This window comes from Runella sp. R0.1_18, from assembly GCF_057652155.1.
In genome coordinates, this window is the sequence record NZ_JBYFCK010000013.1 from 1 (window position 1) to 20,125 (window position 20,125).

At 45.0% G+C, this 20,125-nt stretch carries 11 protein-coding genes and 1 tRNA gene; 5 read left to right on the plus strand and 7 right to left on the minus strand.

Translation table 11 applies throughout. From position 1 onward, the window contains the following. The 3 genes from AC23P2_RS20585 to AC23P2_RS20595 all read left to right on the plus strand — a co-directional run. The coding region (locus tag AC23P2_RS20585; RefSeq protein WP_487774946.1) for an Ig-like domain-containing protein at positions 1 to 2,025 on the plus strand (2,025 nt) is incomplete at its 5' end. A gap of 85 nt (positions 2,026 to 2,110) precedes the next feature. Beyond that, complete coding sequence (locus tag AC23P2_RS20590; RefSeq protein WP_487774947.1) at positions 2,111 to 4,258, plus strand: Ig-like domain-containing protein; 2,148 nt, start codon at positions 2,111 to 2,113, stop codon at positions 4,256 to 4,258. Positions 4,259 to 4,316: 58 nt separating this feature from the next. Then, on the plus strand, positions 4,317 to 5,240 hold the full coding sequence (locus AC23P2_RS20595) for a T9SS type A sorting domain-containing protein (RefSeq protein ID WP_487774948.1): 924 nt from the start codon (positions 4,317 to 4,319) through the stop codon (positions 5,238 to 5,240). 139 nt (positions 5,241 to 5,379) lie between these two features. On the opposite strand, the gene AC23P2_RS20600 is transcribed toward AC23P2_RS20595, so the two are convergent. Genes AC23P2_RS20600 through AC23P2_RS20615 form a run of 4 tightly spaced genes read right to left on the minus strand, consistent with a single transcriptional unit; the run spans position 5,380 to position 12,855 of the window. Further along, complete coding sequence (locus tag AC23P2_RS20600; protein WP_487774949.1) at positions 5,380 to 7,053, minus strand: hypothetical protein; 1,674 nt, start codon at positions 7,051 to 7,053, stop codon at positions 5,380 to 5,382. Positions 7,054 to 7,065: 12 nt separating this feature from the next. Then, on the minus strand, positions 7,066 to 8,265 hold the full coding sequence (locus tag AC23P2_RS20605) for an adenylate/guanylate cyclase domain-containing protein (RefSeq protein WP_051397900.1): 1,200 nt from the start codon (positions 8,263 to 8,265) through the stop codon (positions 7,066 to 7,068). Between the two features lie 13 nt (positions 8,266 to 8,278). Then, the gene (locus AC23P2_RS20610) at positions 8,279 to 10,285 is read right to left on the minus strand and encodes a patatin-like phospholipase family protein (protein ID WP_487774950.1); all 2,007 of its coding nucleotides are present in this window, start codon (positions 10,283 to 10,285) and stop codon (positions 8,279 to 8,281) included. Between the two features lie 50 nt (positions 10,286 to 10,335). Then, positions 10,336 to 12,855, minus strand: coding sequence for a TonB-dependent receptor domain-containing protein (locus tag AC23P2_RS20615; protein ID WP_487774951.1), 2,520 nt, complete (start codon positions 12,853 to 12,855; stop codon positions 10,336 to 10,338). Positions 12,856 to 12,940: 85 nt separating this feature from the next. Between AC23P2_RS20615 and AC23P2_RS20620 the strand changes: the two genes are divergently transcribed. Then, entirely contained in the window at positions 12,941 to 14,014 is a 1,074-nt protein-coding gene (locus AC23P2_RS20620) for a sensor histidine kinase (protein ID WP_487774952.1), read from the plus strand. 5 nt (positions 14,015 to 14,019) lie between these two features. After that, positions 14,020 to 14,751 carry a LytR/AlgR family response regulator transcription factor gene (locus tag AC23P2_RS20625; RefSeq protein WP_487774953.1) on the plus strand — a complete coding sequence of 244 codons (732 nt, stop codon included), beginning with the start codon at positions 14,020 to 14,022 and terminating at the stop codon, positions 14,749 to 14,751. An 82-nt stretch (positions 14,752 to 14,833) separates the two neighbouring features. Here the strand turns inward: AC23P2_RS20625 and AC23P2_RS20630 are convergent. The 3 genes from AC23P2_RS20630 to AC23P2_RS20640 all read right to left on the minus strand — a co-directional run bounded on the left by AC23P2_RS20630 (position 14,834) and on the right by AC23P2_RS20640 (position 20,082). Further along, positions 14,834 to 14,909: transfer RNA gene (locus AC23P2_RS20630), tRNA-Phe, on the minus strand. Positions 14,910 to 15,092: 183 nt separating this feature from the next. Next, positions 15,093 to 17,447 (minus strand): hypothetical protein, encoded by a 2,355-nt coding sequence (locus tag AC23P2_RS20635; protein ID WP_487774954.1) that lies wholly within the window; start codon positions 17,445 to 17,447, stop codon positions 15,093 to 15,095. Then, positions 17,404 to 20,082, minus strand: a complete 2,679-nt coding sequence (locus tag AC23P2_RS20640) for a hypothetical protein (RefSeq protein WP_487774955.1) — start codon at positions 20,080 to 20,082, stop codon at positions 17,404 to 17,406. Before AC23P2_RS20640 ends, AC23P2_RS20635 begins: the two co-directional genes overlap by 44 nt. Positions 20,083 to 20,125 lie beyond the last annotated feature (43 nt).

The window sequence follows — 20,125 nt, forward strand, 5'->3', positions numbered from 1 at the left end:
GAACCCGTGGCGGGCAATCAGCCACCGATAGCGGTGGACGATGCCAAGCTGACGAATGTAAACACGCCAGTATCGGGGACGGTAGCGTCCAACGACTACGACCCCGACAACAACGTACCATTGAGTTACGCGAAGGTGACGAATCCATTGCACGGAACGGTGACGTTGAACACGGATGGTAGTTACACATACACACCGACGAGTGGCTACATCGGCAACGATAGTTTCACCTACAAGGTGTGTGACAGTGGCAGTCCTAGCAAGTGTGACACGGCCACGGTGAGTATTGGAATTTTACCATTGGCCCCACAAGCCCCAAAAGCGAACCCAGACATTGCGGTGACACCACAAGATAAACCCGTGAATGGGAATGTATTGACCAACGACGATGACCCACAAGGGGGCACGTTGGTGGTGACAACCACGCCAGTGACACCACCGACGAAAGGAACGGTGACGTTGAATCCTGACGGAAGTTTTGTTTATACGCCGACGCCAGGTAAAACGGGTGAAGATGTGTTCTGCTACGAAGTGAGTAATGCGCAAGGGTTGAAAGACACGGCTTGTGTGACGGTGGATATAGTACCGACTCCCATTGCGGGCAATGATGCACCCGTAGCGGTGGATGACAACACGGAGACGCCAAAGAATGCGCCAGTGGTAATCAATGTGAAAGCCAACGACGGCGACCCTGATGGCAACGTCTTGGGAGTACCGACGAAGATTAGCAACCCGACCAACGGTACGGCGACGGTAAACCCCGACGGGACGATTACTTACACGCCGAATTCAGGCTTTGTAGGAACAGATACATTTAAGTATTCAGTGTGTGACAATGGTGTACCGAGCAAGTGCGACACGGCGACGGTGAATGTACGGGTGAACGAACCCGTGGCGGGCAATCAGCCTCCGATAGCGGTGGACGATGCCAAGCTGACGAATGTAAACACGCCAGTATCGGGGACAGTAGCGTCCAACGACTACGACCCCGACAACAACGTACCATTGAGTTACGCAAAGGCGACGAATCCATTGCACGGAACGGTGACGTTGAACACGGATGGGACATATACGTACACACCGACGAGTGGATACATCGGCAACGATAGTTTTACCTACAAGGTGTGCGACAGTGGCAGTCCTAGCAAGTGTGACACGGCCACGGTGAGTATTGGAATTTTGCCCAATTCAAAAGTGTGTTTGCAAGCCAAAGTGTATTTACAAGGGGCTTTGTTAGGAGTATTTATGCCAGATTCATTAATGCGAGATGATTTGAGAACAAAGGGTTATATACCTACTACAAGTCCTTATCCTGCATTAGGTATGAACGGTATAACATCCGCAAATACAACAAGTCTGTCAGTTGTAGGAACAAGCAGCCCATCGGGAAATAATGCAATTGTTGATTGGGTATTTGTTGAATTACGTAGTGCTACAGATCCGACACAAGTGGTAGATAGTCGTTCGGCATTATTGCAACGTGATGGAGACATTGTTGATGTTGATGGTGTGAGTTCATTAACCTTTACCTCAGCAGCTCCGAGTTCTTATTATGTTGTGGTCAAACATCGCAATCACTTAGGTGTCATGAGTAAGTCAGCCATAGATTTAAGTAAAGGGTGCACGGTGGTAGATTTCCGTAAACCAACGACTCCAACTTACAATCTCGATGTGACGAATGCGGTAAATGTCCCTCAAGTTGCAGTTGAGCAAGGGGTAGCGATGTGGGCAGGAAATGCCTTAAATGCTAACGTTGCTGATGGCAAACATGAGGTGATTTATCAAGGAACTGATAATGACGTGAATGTAATTTATCAGCAGGTCATTAATGCCGCATCCAATGCATTTGTACTACCTTCTTACAAATTGAAGGGGTACTACAGTGGGGATATCAACCTTAACGGAGAGGTTATATTCCAAGGAACAGGTAACGATGTAGAGTTTATTTATCAAAATGTGATTAAAAACCACGCAGGTAATAGTCTCATAGTACCTTTCTTCAAAATCAGAGAGCAACTTCCCTAACCATCAATAAAGAGAGAGGCATTTGCCTCTCTCTTCTAAACGAAAGAAAAACTTTGAAAACGCAAACCATTAAAAGAACAAGTCAATGAAAAAGATTTTCGCTCAAACCTTGATGGGGGTGGTAGGGATTTTGCTTGGATTAAGCCTGATTGTACGAGCCCAATTATCAAGTAACACGGTAAAGTATCAGATTACGTATGATGCAAGTACACAAACCTACACGGCATGGGTAATCCCCGATTACTCAGTACCCAACGCAAACAATTCAGGAACTACGGAGAAAGGTGGAACGGCTCAGTACACGATAGTTGTACCCAAAGACTTTACTATTACTCAAATCACAGACATTAAAGGCGTATGGACAAAACCTACCGAATCAGATTTTCGGAAATTAGGCCCAGGGAATGCAGGCCAAACGTGGCCAGGGACACTCGATGCTTCTCTTAATTATTATGTATTAGGCAAATCTCCAGGCGAAACAGATTATGGAACTTTTACGTCAGGTATGCCAGTAGCCTTGTTTAGTTTTAAAGGAAATGGGTGTTATGGGCCAATTAAACCTTTGCCAGCTGGTGATGCCTTTATTGGAATTGCTAATACCAATTATTCATTAAACGTTGCCAATAGTTTTTATTCTCGTTCTGGCCAAGGGGCTGGGGGAAATGTCGTTCCGCTAGAACAGTTTGTGAATATATCAGGGCTCGCCGCTGATTGTAAACGGGTAATTTATGCGTACGATGATAATGGAGTTACCCTGAAAAACACACCAGTGTCAGGTAATGTGCTCATTAATGATGACAAAGCAACGGGTGTTGCTCCATTGATAGTAGGTACAACGCTTGTCCAGCAACCAAGCCACGGAACAGTGACGTTGACTAGCTCTGGTAATTATAATTATACACCTGCCAATAACTATTCAGGTACAGATAGTTTTAAGTACAGGGTGTGTGATAGTGGTACTCCTTCGGTATGTGATACAGCTACAGTATTTATTACCGTTCGAGACCCGCAAGCCACCAATAATCCTCCTGTTGCATTGGGAGACAATGCGGCGACAAAATCGGGTGTTCCTGTTTCAGGAAACGTACTTACCAATGACAGTGATCCAGACCCTGGTCAGACTCTGACGGCTTCATTGGTTAGTAATCCGTCGAATGGCACGGTGACTCTTAATCCGAACGGTACATACACTTATACATCTAATGCAGGGTTTACTGGAACAGATCAATTTGTATATAAAACGTGCGATAGTGGTACGCCACAGTTGTGTACGAATGCCACTGTAAGTATCAACGTATATGGTTCAGGGTTTTCAAATTTGCCACCAGTAGCCAATGCTGATTTATTTACGCGCACTCCTTCTGGTTCGGCAACAGGAAACGTATTGACCAATGATAAAGACCCAGAAGGAGGAGTACTAACAATCAATACCACCCCAGTGGTAGGGCCTTCTAACGGAACAGTTGTAATAAATTCGGATGGAACGTTTACTTACACGCCTAATAGCGGTTATACTGGTCCTGATCAATTTGTGTATGAAGTATGCGATAACTTTACCCCTAAAGCATGTTCTCAGGCAGTTGTTTTTATCATTCCTAAATTAGTTGCAAAAGGAACTTCTGATTTACAGATTAGAAAAACTGTCATCGGAGCGAGTGATAAAATCATTCAATTGAACGGAAACGTAACTTATCAGATAGTGGTAAAAAATTTGGGGCCAGACTTAGCTACCAATATCGTCGTTAAAGATAGCGTAGATGTAGGTTTGCAATTATTGACAGGTGTGCCCACCAAAGGAACATTTTCTGCCCCACTTTGGAATATTCCATCGCTGGCTTCAGGAGATAGTGCAGTGCTAACGGTTACCGCAAAAGCAGTACAGGAAGGAATTCGTTTTAATTATGCCCGTATTGTGAGTTCTGATCAAAACGATCCTGTAAAGACGAATAATGAAACGGATGTATGTGTAACTGTACCAATCAAGTTGTGTGTCAATCAGTCGGTAGAAGCTACTGTACCTGCGACCTATACGAATGTGATTTGGTACAAAAATGGCCAACAGGTAGCAACAGGCAATGTTGTATTGTTCTCCGAAATTGGCAGATACACCTTTACGGCGAGTAATTCAACCTGTCCTGCCTCGGGCTGTTGCCCTTTGATAATAGAAACAGGTACAAATTGCTGTCCAGTTAATCTGTGTATTCCAGTCATGGTGAAAAAGACAAAGAAATAATTCGTACAACAAATGGCGATACTTGTGAAAGTATCGCCATTTCAAACTGACAAATCAAATGAAAAAGAACAATTGCTACCTTTTATTATTGCTCAGTTTACTAACACCTGCTCTCTTATATAGTCAGGGTCTCTCCAACCTGACGGTGAAATATATGGTTAGTTACGATTCTGACAAGAAAGTATATACCGCGTGGATTGTTCCTAACTATGATACGCCAAACGTTAATAATGCAGATACTCAAGAGAAAGGAGCGACAGCGCAATTTACTTTAAAAGTACCCCGTGGTTTTGCAATCAATCAAATACAAGACATACGTGGGAATTGGGATAAAGCTCCCGTTAAACTGGGTACGGAAGATGTTTTTAAGAAGGCGGGTATCGCTTCAGACTATTACATTATTGGAAAATCACCCTCCGAAACGAACTATGGAGCATTTCGAAGTGGTGAACCAGTTGCCTTATTTACGTTTAAAGGCAGCGAAGAAGGATTGTCAGAAGTTAAGTCGATGGATTCGGATGACCCATTTATATCCGTTGCTAACGAGAAACTATCCCTCAATGTGGGAAATAGTTTTTATTCTCGATCAGGCCAAAAACCAGTATCGCACGCCTTTCCAATGGAACAGTTTTCGTCAACGACGAGTTTAAAAAGTGCTTTACTGAATATGAGTAAAAAAGTAGGATTTGATTTAGGGGGGAATGTTGAAGGCGGTTTGACAGGGGACTATCAGTTGATCAATTATCCAAACCCAGCCGTAGATGAATCGACAGTGAAATATTTTTTAGGTTTTGACGAAGTGGTATCCACGTTGGAATTGATAGACGTGACAGGTAAAATACTACAAACGATAGATTGGAAAACGAAGCGAGGTGTGAATACGATACTGTTAAGTACCTCCAAAGTTCCTGCAGGTAATTATAAGATAAGACTCGCAAATCGTTATGAAGTGATAAGTAAGGCACTGGTGGTAAAAAAATGAGATAGTTATCGAATACTCTGAATAGGTATAAAAGTAGCTCGTACAGCTAACATATAATTTTTAGGTAAAGCAAGCCTTGAAAAGTAGAGTTTGACACCCCACTAGCACTGCTGGTGGGGTGTTTTGTGTAGTAAATACTTTATTTCTCAATTTTCACCATCACCTCCCTAAACATAAACAAGTTATTGCTAACCCGCACTGCCTTACCGCTGGCCGTTGTGACGTTGCGAAGAATGACCTCTTTGGTAATGACGTAGGGGAATTTTTCTTGGTAAGAGTTGTCCGTCATTTGGGGATTAAAGTTGGCAAAAATGGCAGGGCCTTGGTAGTTGTCGGGGTGCTGCGAATCGTCGATGCGAAGGTTTTCGATGGTGATGCGTTCGGGCATGTAGCAGGTATAACCAAAGTCGTGCAGGCCAGAATATGAGCCGCTGATGAGGTCGGCGCTGGTAGGTTTGCCGCCCGCAGGAACAAAAATGCAGTTGCGAATGATGAGTTCTCCCTGCCACGTACTGCCGTAGTCGGAGCGAAGGTTGACGATGCTTCGGCCGCGAATAGTGGAGTTTTCGACCAAAAACGTGCCGCTTCCAATGGCATTGATGCCCATGTGTCCGAGGGTGGAATTGCGGATGGTGGCGTTGGCTACACCTTGGTGCGCGTCAAAACGCGAGAGTGTACAGCGGTCATATAGCAAGTTTTTGCAAAAATTGGAGCCTAAAATGCCCCAATACGTATTGTCGTCGATGCTGTTGGTTTGGGTACAATTGACAAAAGACACATTCACCGCGCGGTTAACCGACAGGTCGTAAGTGCCCATGGACACGGGCTTGCCCGCTGCGCCGATGGTACTGTAGGTGCGGTGGCCAGTCAGTAGGGTATTTTTGACGGTGACGTACGCACAATCCCCGACGTTGATAAATCCGCCGTAAGGCGCACCGTTTTCGCCTTCGCCCGTGATGCGGTGTTCGAGTCCTTCGATGAGAACGTTTGACCGACGGACGGCGATGTTTCGGCTATAATAGGTATATTTTGATTCGGCTTTGTTGGCAATGGTCGTGAAGCGTCCTCCCGTGATTTTTAAAGGTTTTTCGTCGATGGGCAGCGCTGTAATATCCGTGATTTGGTCAAAATCCCAAATGATGGGAGCGTTCATGTCAACGTTGCCGTTTTTGTCAACCACAAAAATATCGGTTTGCGAAGACCCGTTGTTTTGATTTAACCCAAACCGAATGTATTGCTTTACGTTGGCATTGGTGACCGTAATCAGACAAGTACTTGGCAAGGATACTTCGATTTTTTTCTGGTTTCTTTTGAGGGTAGAAACCGTAGAAAGCTTAAACGACTGGAGGTTAGAGCTTACCGTAAACACCGACGCATTGCGGTTCTGGACGTTGGTATCGTCGATGATAAAGGCTGCCGTGCCAAAATCTGTATCGGTCTGAATCACCGCCGTCTGTTCTTTACCGCTCACGTAATAAGTGGCGTTGGCGTCGGCTTTGACTTTAAGCCCGTTGACATTTGCAAAAGCATGAGTTGTGGCGATGGCATCGATGTCGTCGGTTTTGCCATCACCCTTGGCCCCAAAATCATGGTAACTAACCACCCCTGCGGCTTTGAACTTAGCCAGTTGTTTCGGAGAAATATTGTCAAACGTAGGCGTAGTTTGTCCATAAACCAGACCAGAATAACAAGTGACGAAGTAAAAAAGTAGCCGTTTTAGTGCATTATTTTTGGTGTTATTCGTTGATTTTGAACGAATAACAGTTAACAAATAACGATCAACTAGGGCAAGTAGAAAGAGTGGATATTGCATAATAAAGGTTGGTTATTCTACAAAATACATGTCGATTTCGCCTTTGTTTTTGGCAGTAATTTTGCCTCGATGGCGACATGCGTAACGATCTTTGATGAGTTGATAGGTCGTTTCTGAAATATTAATTTTTCCTGCTTCGCTACTGCTTTCCATACGGCTGGCAATGTTGACGGCGTCTCCCCAAATGTCATAACTGAATTTTTTGATACCCACAACCCCCGCTACCAACGGCCCTGTATGGATGCCAATTCTAATTTCAAAATAGGGCAAATTCAAACGTTTGCGGGCGTCGATTTCTTGGTGGATAAAGCCTAAAATATCAATAGCCGCCGCCACCACATCTGCGGCATGGGTCTGGTTAGATTTAGGTAGCCCGCCCGCGCACATGTACGCATCGCCGATGGTCTTTATTTTTTCGATGCCATGTTTACCAATAATACGGTCAAACTCTCGGTATATTTTGTCAATTTCTAATACTAACTCTTGCGCACTCATACGTTCAGACACTTTGGTAAAATCCTTGAAATCAGTGAACATCACCGTGACCAATCCGTAGGTTTGGGCGTCCACGTAGCCTTTGTTTTTTAATTCAGCGGCCGTTTCGTAGGGCAAGATATTGAGCAATAATTCTTCTGAACGTTTCTTTTCGGCTTCGATTTCTTTCCTAAGTTTTTTCTGATAAATCGTAGAAAGATAGGCCGTATAGCCAAAATAAAGCGCATAAACTGTGACCAGGCCACAACAGATTAGTTCTATCAATAAGCTACTATCAGGTTCAAAGGTAATTGGCTTTAAAAAACTACTCACGCCGATGCCAACGATGGTTGCCACGACGCCATAAAGACACTGCCGCACGCCTCGTACGCCGATGTTTCCCGTCCAAGTCATTACGATGTACATGATGGTCGGGAATACCGCAAAGGACATGATGCCAATAAACATACCTGCCCAAAAGGTATCTATGATTAAAAATGAGAGTTCGATAAATCGGCTAGAACCAGAAAATTTATAAACCAAAAAACAAACGTGAGGATAAATCAAAAAAACACCGATGAGCAGGTGAATGTTGCTGTCAAAACCACGGCTATTGCCCTGTAAAACAAGCAAAAGAATGCCGTAAGCGTAGCCCAAAATACGCAGTGGGTAGTAGGCGCGCCCTATACCAAAAGACGGTTGTTTAAAATTATGGATTAGCGATTGAAGCAATTGCATAACGTTTTTTGCTTTAGGATTTGTACGAAGCCAACTCTTCACTACTCATGTTTTGGAGAACCTCTTTGGCGTGTTCATAGCCTTTTTCGACAATGGTATCGAAGGCCGCCCAGCTCACAATTCCAAACCGACTCACATCGGGGTTGAAATACAAATCGGAGTAGCTGATGGCTTCATTGCGCCGCGCAGCACTGTAAAGCAAGGTCGCGTTGAGCAACAACGATGTAAGTGAAGGCAACCGATATTTACGCTGTTTTTTGGGACGAAATCGGTCTTGTAATAATTGTTTTGGACTGGGAATTTCCTCTAAATCAAGCCGATAGTTTTGGTCGCGGGCCAAGTCCACGCCAATCACTTTACCTACGTTGGCGCGGCTCATGACATCGGCAGGAAAATTGTTGAACGTTCCGCCATCCACCAGCAGGTCGTCGCCATCAATAATCGGGGGAAATACGCCTGGGATGGCAGTAGAAGCCAGCAAGTATTTGCTCATAGAGCCACGGGTGTGTACTTCTTCGCGGGCTTGGGTGTAGTTGCTCGACACCACAAAAAGCGTTCGCCACGTATCTTCTATGTCGATTTGGCGTACGCCCACGAAGGCTTCAATTGTGTCGTCAATCATTTGTTTGATGCGTTTGCCACGAATGAGTGAAATAAAAGGCAGCCAATTGTAATCTTTGGTCGGATTAAACATGGCTCCCTTTTTCATAATACGTTGCACGGTTTCGGAAGGCTCTCCAAACGATACCGCTGCGGCCACCATCGCGCCCACGCTCGTTCCGCCCACAAAATCTATGGGTATATCAAATTCTTCCAACGCACGCATCACCCCAATGTGCGCAAAACCTTTGGCTCCGCCGCCCGCCACCACAAAACCAATGGCTGTTGCGCTGATAATACGGGCTAACCGCTTCATATCTTGGGAACTTCCTCGGCGCAAATGGTAGTGAGATTTTACGTTTGGACGCAAACTCAGCCACTCGCGGGTATGGCGCGGTGAAACTGTATCTGAAGGATGCAGCAACACCAACACCTGCGGAACGCCAGTAGTGGCGGATCTGGTATTGATACTTTGTTCGTGTGAAACCAGCACAGAAGGCTGGGCAGCGTCTGCAATAAGAAAAATCTCATCGGCTTGGCGAATGCACCGCTGCGTCCATTCCGTATTTTCGGAATCCGTCACGTAAAGCATGTACTCGTGCTTCGATTCCTGATTATCAAGCCACTGCGATAGTTCGTGGTAGGCTTTTCTATCGTTTTTATTGGTTTGGGAAAAACCTTCAATGCCATAAAACTCGTCCACGGCCGTGCTTGAGGCCAGATAAACCGTACCTTTGGCAGTCAATGCTTGGTATAAATCGTGAGAAAAATTGGGCAAAGAAATGCTTTCGTGTAAGGCCAATAAACAAATATTAACGGGCTTTTTTACGCTTTTTCGTCCGCCCTGTGAGTTTTTTAATCGGCTGATAATGAGCTTGGTGACGTTCATGGAAACGGCGGGGTAGTCTAAGATGACTTGTTCAAAAACTTCCTTCGACAGCTTCACCAAAACACTATCACGGATGGCGACAATCGTAGCCGAACGTGGTTCGCCCGTGAAAATGGCCATTTCGCCCACGGTTTCACCCCGCATGATTTCCCCGATGACCTTCTGGGTGCCTTCCTCGGTAGTTATCTGGGCCTGTAGGCGTCCGCTGATGACAAAATAGAGCGAGTCACCGACGTCTTTTTGGGCAAAAAGTTGTTCGCCTCCTCCTATTTCCACCCATTGGAGCTGAGGTTCGAGGCTATGTAGAAGGGTGTCGTCAAAATCACCAAAAATACGGGTAAGATTTTTACGAAGTAGTTCACGGTGGAACTGGTTTGCGAGTGGTTGAATGAGAGCCATAAAGTTGAGGGTCAAAGCGTGAGTAGGGTGCTGATATACAATCAGTAAAGCAATGATAACGAATTTTTTTGAAAAATACTTACTCACGAAAAATGCCCTACTTGCCTGTAGGGTTAGGGCAAGGTAGGGCATTAGAAAATGGATTAAATAATAGGAAGGAGCTGCGCTAAAGGCTGCAACAATCAATTAATTCTGTTTTTCTCCTCTTCAACTCCCGTTTGTCGTTGTCGTGCCGATTTAACTTGTTTATTACCAAAGTTATAACTCAAGTTGATTCGGACAGTGCGACTTTCCCAACCGCCCGAGCCTGTGATGCGTAGCCCGCCGAACTGGGTTGTGCCTTGCCAAGGTGAGGTAAAAAATACATCGCTGAAGGCCAAGCGAAACGCCACTTTCTCTTTTAAAATCCGTTTTTGGAGCGCAAAGTCGAGCGAACCTTGGCTGCGCGTCACGTAGGTGCCGCCCCAAATCCCTGGCGAACTATACCAACCTGATATTTCTAAATTCCAATTTAGGGGTAAACTAAAGGTATTTTGTCCGTATATGCTCAACACATTGGCTTTTACGTTCATAAACTTCTTTTCGTCAGATGTGAACGCGGTGTGGTAGGCATTGAGGCTGAGGTACACATTCCACCACTTCGCGGCCTGGAACGGATACGAAACGCCCAAGTTGATGACTTGTTGGTCGGCGATGTTACGCTCCATCATAAAGTTGCGATTGTAGCCCGTGGTATCGGTAATTTGGGCAAAAAAATCACGGACGTAGCTGTAACTCAGCGAGGTCGTCAGGGTGTATTTGTAGGTATGGGCAAGTTTGAGGTTGTTGACGTATTGGGGTTGCAAAAACGCATTTCCTTTTTGGTAGGTCAATTCATCCAATTGCCACTCGAAAGGGTTAAGAGATTGGTACGTAGGCCGTTCGATGCGGCGGCTGTACGTCAACGCAAGACTGTTGTTGGGGTTGGCTTTGTAGGTGATACCACCGCTGGGAAAGAGATTGGTATAGTTTCGGCGCACAAAAGCATCGGCATTTTTTTGCGTTCCAGTCAACTTCCCTTCCGACACCGTTTGCTCGGCCCGAAGACCAAATTGAAGGTCGAATTTTTGACGGCTTCGGTTGTAGTTGAGATAGACAGCGTTGATTTGTTCGGTATAAACAAAATTGTTGGAGCGATTGGCATTGAACGCATCCATTCCGTCAACCACATCGTAGAAATCGAAGGTATTGTTCGTTTTGACAATTGACAGTTTTGCCCCCATGTCTAGTTTTCCTTTCAAAAATGGCCGCTCATAATCGGCTTTGGCCGAAAAAATAACAATATCAGTCGGGGTTTTCATGCGGTAAATTTGGCTGAACAAAGTTTGGGTTTCTGTCCCGTTTTTATAAAAATTAGGCTGATAACTATGGCGATTGCTGTTGTATGAACCCAAGTCAACGTCCACGTTCAGGACGCGACCGAGGGTGTCTGCAAAACGATAGTTGGTGTTGAGGTACAAGTTATTGCTGTGCTGTTGGGAAGTATTATCGGCAATCAAAACCTGCGTCGGGAGTGGGCTGTTTTGCGGATAAATGGGCGTTCGACTGAGCGACGTGTTATCGTTGGCATTGAGGTTGGCGTTCAAAATAAGGCCAAACGTACTTTTGGCCGATGCAAAGTAATCCATGCCAAGTTTGATGTTATTGCTTTGGTTGTTGTTGATCGTCTCGGCCTTCTGGTCAAAAATGGTATTGACTTGTTCGCGGTAAAAATTCAAATACGACCAATTTTGTCCTGTTCGGTTGCTGTATGTGCCAAAAAAGTTGGTTTTGCGGTTTCGATGGTTGAACGAAACGGAGCCATTAACTTTTCCAAAACGACCATAGTCATACCCCAGCGCCAAAGACCCATTGGTGCCAAAGCGTTTGTCTTTTTTGAGTCGGATGTTGATGATACCTGCATTGCCTGAGGCATCGTAGCGAGCGGAGGGTTGGGTGATTATTTCAATGGCTTCAATGTCAGAGGCTTGTAACGATTTTAGGAATTGGTTCAAGTCCGCGCCTTGCAATACCGAAGGCTTGCCATCAATGAAAATTCGGACGCCTGTTTTACCTTCGAGAATGATATTTTCGTTGTTGTCCAACACCACCCCTGGCGATTTCCGCAGCAGTTCCAAGCCCGTCGTTCCCGTAGCGCTGAGGGACGCTTGGACGTTAAAAATGGTTTTGTCCGAAAGAACTTCGACCAACGGTTTTTGGGCTTTTACTTTCACTTCGGCCAGTTGATTATCGCTGCGTAAAACGAAGGCGTCGAAGTCAATGTTGGTATCAATGAGCTTGAAGTTGACCGAGCGGTATTTTTGAAAACCTACGCTACTGATGACCAAATAGTAGTGTTCGGGGGTAATTCCGTTCATTTTAAAATGACCATTTTCGGTGCAGCTCTCCACTTTTACGAGGCTGGAGTCGCTTACTTTGAAAAGGGTGGCAGTGGCAAAGGGAATACCTTCGTTTTGTTCGTTTTTTGCCAGTCCTGAGATAGAAAAGCGCTGGGCTGTTGCCGATACGAAGGTAAATAAAACGAGAAATGGAAGTAAGATGGTTTTCATGGTTGCGATGGTTGATGGGACAAAGTTGCGAACGCGACAAAACACATCAAACAGACATTCGGTGAATCGACAAATAACCCGACGAATGACGCGTAATGCAGTTGAACGGCTCATACGGCAATTCGTCGAAAAAACGTAGCAGAATCGAATTATTTGTGGGAGATTTGAAACAGATTCACAATAAACACAGCTGAGAAAAATGATAAATTGGCAAAAAAAACTCATTTGGGGAGTTCGGCTTGGCGAATTGCTGGCCGTCGTGGGGGTTTACTTTGTGTTGTATGCTTTGTATTGTTTGACGTTGACATTCAATGAATTGTCGTATGTTAAAATGACTTACGGCGCACTGCTTCTCAACTATGCCATCAGCCAATTTTTTGATTATGCCTTAAAATTTATCGTGACCATCCCCCTTTGGTATTTCTACTTTCGAGTGATTCCGCATTGGAAGCTTTCGACCAAGATTCTTTTGCACGTATTCACCATGTTGCTTTTTGTTTTTACGTGGCAAAAAGCCTTCTATTTCACGATGGATACCCTTGGACGTGGGCATTTGCGGGGGCCGAGTCAAGTGTGGGACATTTACATACCTGCGCTTATTTACATCATTCAATTTGGCTTTTTTCACGCTTACGAATATCATTTGCACTATCAACGCCAAAAAGAGACCGAAAATGCCCTTCGACAGGCGTCGCTTGAGAGCGAGCTTTCGGCCATCAAAGCCCAGCTTAATCCGCACTTTTTGTACAATGTGTTCAACACCATTAGCGCGTCGGTACCGCCCGAAATGGAGGAAACACGGGAGATGATTGCGAAATTGGCTGATTTGTTTCGGTACCAGTTGAAGGCATCTCGGGTGGATTTTGTCAAACTGAAAGACGAGATGGAATTTGTTGAAAAATACCTTGCCTTGGAAAAAGACCGCTTTGGCAGTAGGTTGCAGACAACGATTGAGATGGACGAAGCATTGATGACCGAACGGGTTCCGCCGATGTTGCTTCAGCCGATTGTGGAAAATGCCATCAAACACGGTATTTCACCCAAAATCGAAGGAGGAGAAGTGAAAATAACAATCAAAAAAACTAACTACGACCTGATAGTGGAGGTTACAGACACGGGTGTTGGGTTTGTCAATGAAGGAGAAATTATTGGAAAAGGAGTGGGGTTGACCAACACAAAATTACGCTTAGAGAAGATGTTTGGGAAAACGTTACATTTTCAACAAAACCAACCGAGCGGTTTTCGAGTTTGGTTTGAAATACCGCTCCAATAATAGCCATGCAAAAGATAGTAATTGCCGACGATGAAGCGGCAGGACGTACGCTAATCAAGCAATATTTGCAGGAATACCCTACGATGATTGTGGTAGGGGAGGCCAACAACGGTGTCGATGCCGTTAAGATTATCAATGAATTTAAACCCGATGTGGTGTTTTTGGACATTCAAATGCCTGGCCTGACGGGCTTTGATGTGCTGAAGCACTTGGAAGAAATTCCGCAGATAATTTTTTCAACGGCCTACGACCAATACGCTTTGCAGGCTTTTGAAGTCCATGCGATTGACTATTTGTTAAAGCCTTACACGGGTGGCCGTTTCAACGCTGCCATTCAAAAATTACGGTTGAATCAGAGTCAGAATTTAACCCCCATTCAACCATTGGCCGAAAGCCTCATCAATCCCTTACAGTATCCCGAAAAGATTCTCATTCAGCAAAATCAAAAATTAGTAACGGTCAATGTTCGCGACATCATTTGGATTGCGGCTGAGGGCGACTATTCCAAAATAATTACCCATCGGGGCAATTATTTGAGCAATTATGGCATTAGCCAGCTCGAATTAAAACTCAACCCGCAGCAGTTTATTCGGGTACATCGTTCTTCCATCATTCATTTGGAGTTTGTAAAAGAAATCCAGAAACAACTCAGCAGCTACGATGTCATTATGCAAAACGGCGATTGGGTGCGCGTGAGCCGAGGCTACATGGATAACATTAAAAAATTGACGTATTGATGAGTTTGATGAAGTGTTGAATAAGGAGAAATTAACCAACAAAAAAAGCCGTTATAACTTGCGTTATAACGGCTCTTACCGATGGTGGTGATGGACGGAATCGAACCGCCGACACAAGGATTTTCAGTCCTTTGCTCTACCGACTGAGCTACATCACCATCGTTTTTTGTTTTGTTCCCGTCGTTCGGGAGTGCAAAGATGTGCGATGTGTTTTTTAAATGCAAACGTTTTTGCTGAAAAAAAATCAAAAAAATGAGCCTTTTTTTGTATCTTGTTGTTTTTCAGAGCGTTTTAGGAAGAAAAATTTTTAAAAATTTTTCTTCCTAAAACGCTTCTAGTTGTTATTGTCCCACAAAATCGCGGTAGGTGCTACATTCTTCGATGATTTCTTTGGTGTAGGCAGAGTTAGCATAATTGCGACGAAGTAAATCAAAGTACTTGCCTAGGCGTTTCTTTTGCTCTTCGTTCATTCGCTTTTTAAATGCCGCTTGGGTGGCTTCGTCGTAGCCAAGGTCGCGGCCTTCGTTTGCCCTAAAGACATAGAAGGCGCTTTCTTCGCAAAGAGAGGCACCAAAGGCCGCTTTAGCTGCTAATTCGGGGTCTTTGGTCAATTGTAATGCCTCTTCAAAATACGTTTTTGCTTTGGCGGAGGTGTAATAGTCAACGCCTGTTAAATCGCGGGGAGGATAGGTGTATTCGTATTCGCTGCTGCTGCGTTGACGGTTGAGCAATAACCAGCTGTTGCCAAAATACCCCATGTTGTAGGCGCCACAGGCCAACAAATAGGCGGCTTGAGCATCACCTGCTTTCATTTGGGTTTCTAATTGAACCATACGAGCCGCAAATGCCGCAGGTGTTATTGATTGCGAAGGGGCTTGCCCATTGTCGGGTTTAATATAAAATGGATTCTCCGTCAGGTAATCGCTAAAAGGAGACGATGTCCACGTTTTGGTTGACACATTTTTCCATACTTCGGCGGCTTGGGCGTACTGGTGTTCGCCCAAAAGACGGCGACCTAAGACGACGTTCAGGTAGTCAGCATTTACGCCCGATAGTCCCAGAAGGCGTTTGCCAAAATCATCCAATTGAGGTTGTTGTGCGTACGAAATCGCTTCGCGTAGGGTTTCTATCGACGTGCTATCCTCTACAGCGTATCGGTCTAAGTTGGTGGCAAAAGCGGGAGCGTAGCCGTCGGCATTAACTGGACGTGATTGCCAACTTGCAGCGGCTTCCAATAAAAAGGCTTTGGCCAAATGTGTGGCAGAAACATCGCCCGATGATTTGCTGCTACAACTCGACCACCATCCGCCTGATTTTTTTTCTTCGGTAGGCTGGCCTCGGTACATTTTTGCCAACAAGCCACAGGCACGCGTATAGGCATTAACGATGCGGAAATTCTCCGATTTATTGAGCTTTTCTAACATTCCAATCACTTTGCCTTCAAACTCTGACGTAATTCCCTCCTGCTGGGCAATCAACAACAATACTTCCTGAATGTCTATTTGTTGTTTGAGGTAGTCGTTGGGTGCGGGAGCGGCTTTGGCCTGCGTAAGGTATTCTTCTGATTTTTTGTAGTCTTTGTTGACGTAGGCAACGTAAGAGGCAGAAGTGTACCAAAAGGAAGGATTGTTCAAGGCTTTGTTGGTGGCATTGTCGGCGCAAAAATCCCCTAATTGTTCAATGTACGACTTGCTTTCACCACGGCGTTTTTCGTAGGCAAGGGTATCTTCTACGTAAGGCATTTCGCCGTTGGCATAGTACTCATTTTTGTTGATTTCGCGGGCTGTGATAAGCTCAATAAGGCCGTTTTTAGGATTTAACTCCGTTACTTTTTTGAGCATAGGCAACCCATCCTCCAAAGGTTGAATGGCGCTTATGGCGTAAACGGCGGCTTTTTCGGCGTTGTTTTGGCAATAGTCCAACGCTTTTTCTTGAAAACGAACTCCTTTGATGCGCAAACTCAAATCGGCCTCGCGGCGGCGCGACGGGCAGCGCTCAAACAATTGGGCAAATTCGTACAAAGCCTTGGCTGTATCTCCCAAAGCCATGGTAGCACCTGCTTTTCTTGAAAAAGCCCAGTCGCTGATAAATGTCTTGGTTTTCAGGGGTTTGATAAGCTCTTCGTAGAGTTTGATGCAGTTGTCAGGCTGTGCCAAAATCATGGCCAATTTCACGGCTTGATACCCATAACGTTCTTTCAAAAATGGGTCGGTCGTACTGCGGGCTAGTTGCTGACTTTTGGCAAATGCTTCTACCAATGCCAGGGAGTCTTTGCTTCCTTCTTCCCACGAATAAACGGACGGCTGGTATGATTTTTCAATCGACTTGGCCAGTTGGAGATAAGTAACGGCCGCTTTGTTGCCCTTCAACATAAGGCGGTTGGGCAGCGTATTATTTGCACTTTCGGTATAAAAATAGTTGTAGGCGATGGCTTCATCCACACCCGCGTAGGCCGCCCAGGCTTTGGCATTAATGTCTTTGTCGGGGCGGAGGGTGTCGCTGTAATCGTCCAAATACAGAAACTGTTGTGTAAAGTGGTAGCGCCCATCGCCCGCTTGGGTAGTGGCGGTTTCGGGTAAAAAATAGCTTGTAAATTCGTTTAAATCAGCAGGGCCTCCCGCACACGCAAGGAGTATCAATACTGCAATGGTTCTAGCGGAATGCTTGAATAATTTGTTGGAGAGAATCTCTTTCATAATGGGAGAGGTTGGTCGAATCTAAGTGGTACAACGCAAAGGTAAGCTTAGTATTTTGTATTTCTTGAGCTAAAGTTCGGGCACTTATTGAAAGGTGGTTGACGGTACTTTCTTCTACCCGAAAACGGTCGCCACGCCGTACCGAAATTCCCCATAAACGGGTGTTGGTGAGTGCAATATATTGGTTGGTTTCGGAGGCTTTTTTGAATAGTGAACTGTTTTGAAAGTCTTTGTGAGACAAATGGTTAATGATTTTTAATGGTCGTCCATTTCGGTAAAAAATAGCCCAGCGGAATAAAGGTAAAACAACGTCGAGTGGCAATGGATAATCTGAGACGTAATCGGCATATCTGCTGGCGGTATTGAGGTCGAGAATGGAGTTTTCGGTGCGGGGACTTTTCCAATCACCCATGTTGTAATACATCAACATTCCTCGGGCCACGGGAGGGACGCCTGTGGTTCGATAAAACTTGATTTGGTGTAAACGGATAGTCGCAGAGAGCGCTACTTTATAGCCAAAATGACTATGGTTTGCGTCCAGTTGCTTAGAAAGTTGATTCAATAATTCAAAGTACTTGGCTTTCGTCTGTAAAGTCCAGTCACAGTCGATTTGCAGTTCATGGATGTGTAAAGTGTTGCGGGAAAATTTTGCGCTATTATCTATTCTAGGAATATCTGCTTGTGAATGTTGACGATGGATTTGCCAAATTTTCTGCTGAACCTTCTTTGCCAACTCTTCTATTCCTCCCCATGAAAGCTTTTCGAGGGTGCGGTTGGTGATAAAAACGGTGGGTACAAACGCTACGGGCGGGTTTTCCTTGAAATAAACCACGGCTTTTGGAACCGCTTGATTGCTGATAGGATCCCAGTCCACGTCAAAAAATCGAATGTAAAGCTTGTTGATGTCGTTTTGGGTAAGGGCTCTTTTCTCATACTCCGAAAGCGAAAATTCAGACTTCCAGTAGTAAAATGCTTTCGTTAGTTGTCGTGGAGGGGTGGGTTTTGCAGGAGCAAAATAACGTAGATACATTGATTTTTTTGCGCCCAAGTATTGTGAAACCACATCAAATTCTCCCCAGTGATAATGACTTAAATAATGAATAGGGTAAGGGGTAAAATCGCGTATGGTTTTGTCGGTAGTGGCAACGTATGGTCGCGCAGTTAGCCACATTGCATGGTGTTTAAAGGGCAAAAACGCACTAAAAATCGCTACCAGCCAGAGTCCCACCCGAAGGTATTTATCTTTGAAAAATGAGGCGCGAAGCGATTGAGCTAACCCCCAACAAAGCACCAGCGTAGCAGGCAGCCCCGCGCGACGAGGTAAGTCGTTGTAATGGCCATATTTAAAAAGGGTTAGTGCAAAAAGTACAATGAGCGAAAGGCAAAGTAGCTGAAATTCAGCGGGAGAAAATGCACCTTTTTTCTTCAAATAAATGATTAACATTGCCCAAACACCGACTACCAAGAAAATGAAAACTCCCCAAAGGATAAATTGGTGTGGGGTTGATAACAGGTTCCACCACCAACCTCGCGCGTCGTGTAATGGAACGTGTCCCGAAAAAAACAGAAATGCAGGTATCGAAATAATTAAAACCGAAAGAAATTTCCAAAGATGACTGTATTCCCACAGGTTGCTGCCTGCTGCCCGCTGACCTTTGTATTCCTGAAAAATCTGATACCCCAGAAACGGCAAAAAGCCCACCGCCACCAACGGCGACCAGTAGAGGATGGTGGCTATTAACAGAAGGGTTAGTTGTGAGTTTTCTGTTTTCTGTTTTCTGTTTCGGGTTTTCTGTTTTGGGTTTTCTGTTTTGGATTGCCTGTTTTTTTGTTTCTGTTCCAAACCTGAAACTCCAAACCCCAAACTCCAAACCTGAAACTCCAAACCCGCAACTCCAAAACCCAAACTCCAAAACCGAAGAAACAACGCCGTAATAAGCCAAGCGGGAAGGGCATGTTGGGGGGAGGCAGAAAACGAGTCGATGTGACTGATAAACATCAACCCTCCAGGGGATTGAATGAGCTCGATGGTGTGGTCATTCGTCCAAATATCCCGCAAGGCAGCACCGAGTGGGAGGGGCGATTGGATGATTTCGTAAACCAATAATAGCCCATTAGGACTACTGAAGAGGGCAAAAAATAACAAAAGTCGTTTGCCACCTAATTGATAAAGTAACCAAACGATAAGCCAAAGCCCTAACCATGTCCAGCCAAAGAGGTAATAAGGTATGGCCGCCATGCCACCTGTTAGTTTGGCCAAGGCGGCCGCAGGTAAATAATAAGCCAGGTAATAGCACAAATAACTACCATCGGAATACTGTACTGGCCAAGAATACCGCACTAAGTTGTTGAGAACAAGGTTGTGTTTGTAGTAGTCGAAATGCTGCGGGCGAAAACCTCCGACTCCCGCCAAGTACGTCCATACAAAGGCGGCTATACCACAATAGAATAAAGCCCAAAGAGACGTTTTGGTGGGCTTTTCTTTCCAAAAAGAAGCAATAGCGGGGTAAAATTGATACAATAGTCCCACTAATGCAATGGTACTGACCAACGCAACCCAAGGCGAAAACCATCCCCACCAAAACAGTAGCAGCGGAAACGTCAAATAAAGCAGAATAGCCAACGCAGTTTTCATAGGAGGCAAAGCTACAAAACTGCCTGTCAAAAATTATCTTTTG

Bases quoted from the DNA above. Each gene is read 5' to 3' on its own strand.
- AC23P2_RS20625 (WP_487774953.1), top strand. From the start codon at position 14,020: ATGCAAAAGATAGTAATTGCCGACGATGAAGCGGCAGGACGTACGCTA.
- AC23P2_RS20620 (WP_487774952.1), top strand. From the start codon at position 12,941: ATGATAAATTGGCAAAAAAAACTCATTTGGGGAGTTCGGCTTGGCGAA.
- AC23P2_RS20590 (WP_487774947.1), top strand. From the start codon at position 2,111: ATGAAAAAGATTTTCGCTCAAACCTTGATGGGGGTGGTAGGGATTTTG.
- AC23P2_RS20640 (WP_487774955.1), bottom strand. From the start codon at position 20,082: ATGAAAACTGCGTTGGCTATTCTGCTTTATTTGACGTTTCCGCTGCTA.
- AC23P2_RS20605 (WP_051397900.1), bottom strand. From the start codon at position 8,265: ATGCAATTGCTTCAATCGCTAATCCATAATTTTAAACAACCGTCTTTT.
- AC23P2_RS20600 (WP_487774949.1), bottom strand. From the start codon at position 7,053: ATGCAATATCCACTCTTTCTACTTGCCCTAGTTGATCGTTATTTGTTA.
- AC23P2_RS20610 (WP_487774950.1), bottom strand. From the start codon at position 10,285: ATGCCCTACCTTGCCCTAACCCTACAGGCAAGTAGGGCATTTTTCGTG.
- AC23P2_RS20615 (WP_487774951.1), bottom strand. From the start codon at position 12,855: ATGAGCCGTTCAACTGCATTACGCGTCATTCGTCGGGTTATTTGTCGA.
- AC23P2_RS20635 (WP_487774954.1), bottom strand. From the start codon at position 17,447: ATGAAAGAGATTCTCTCCAACAAATTATTCAAGCATTCCGCTAGAACC.
- AC23P2_RS20595 (WP_487774948.1), top strand. From the start codon at position 4,317: ATGAAAAAGAACAATTGCTACCTTTTATTATTGCTCAGTTTACTAACA.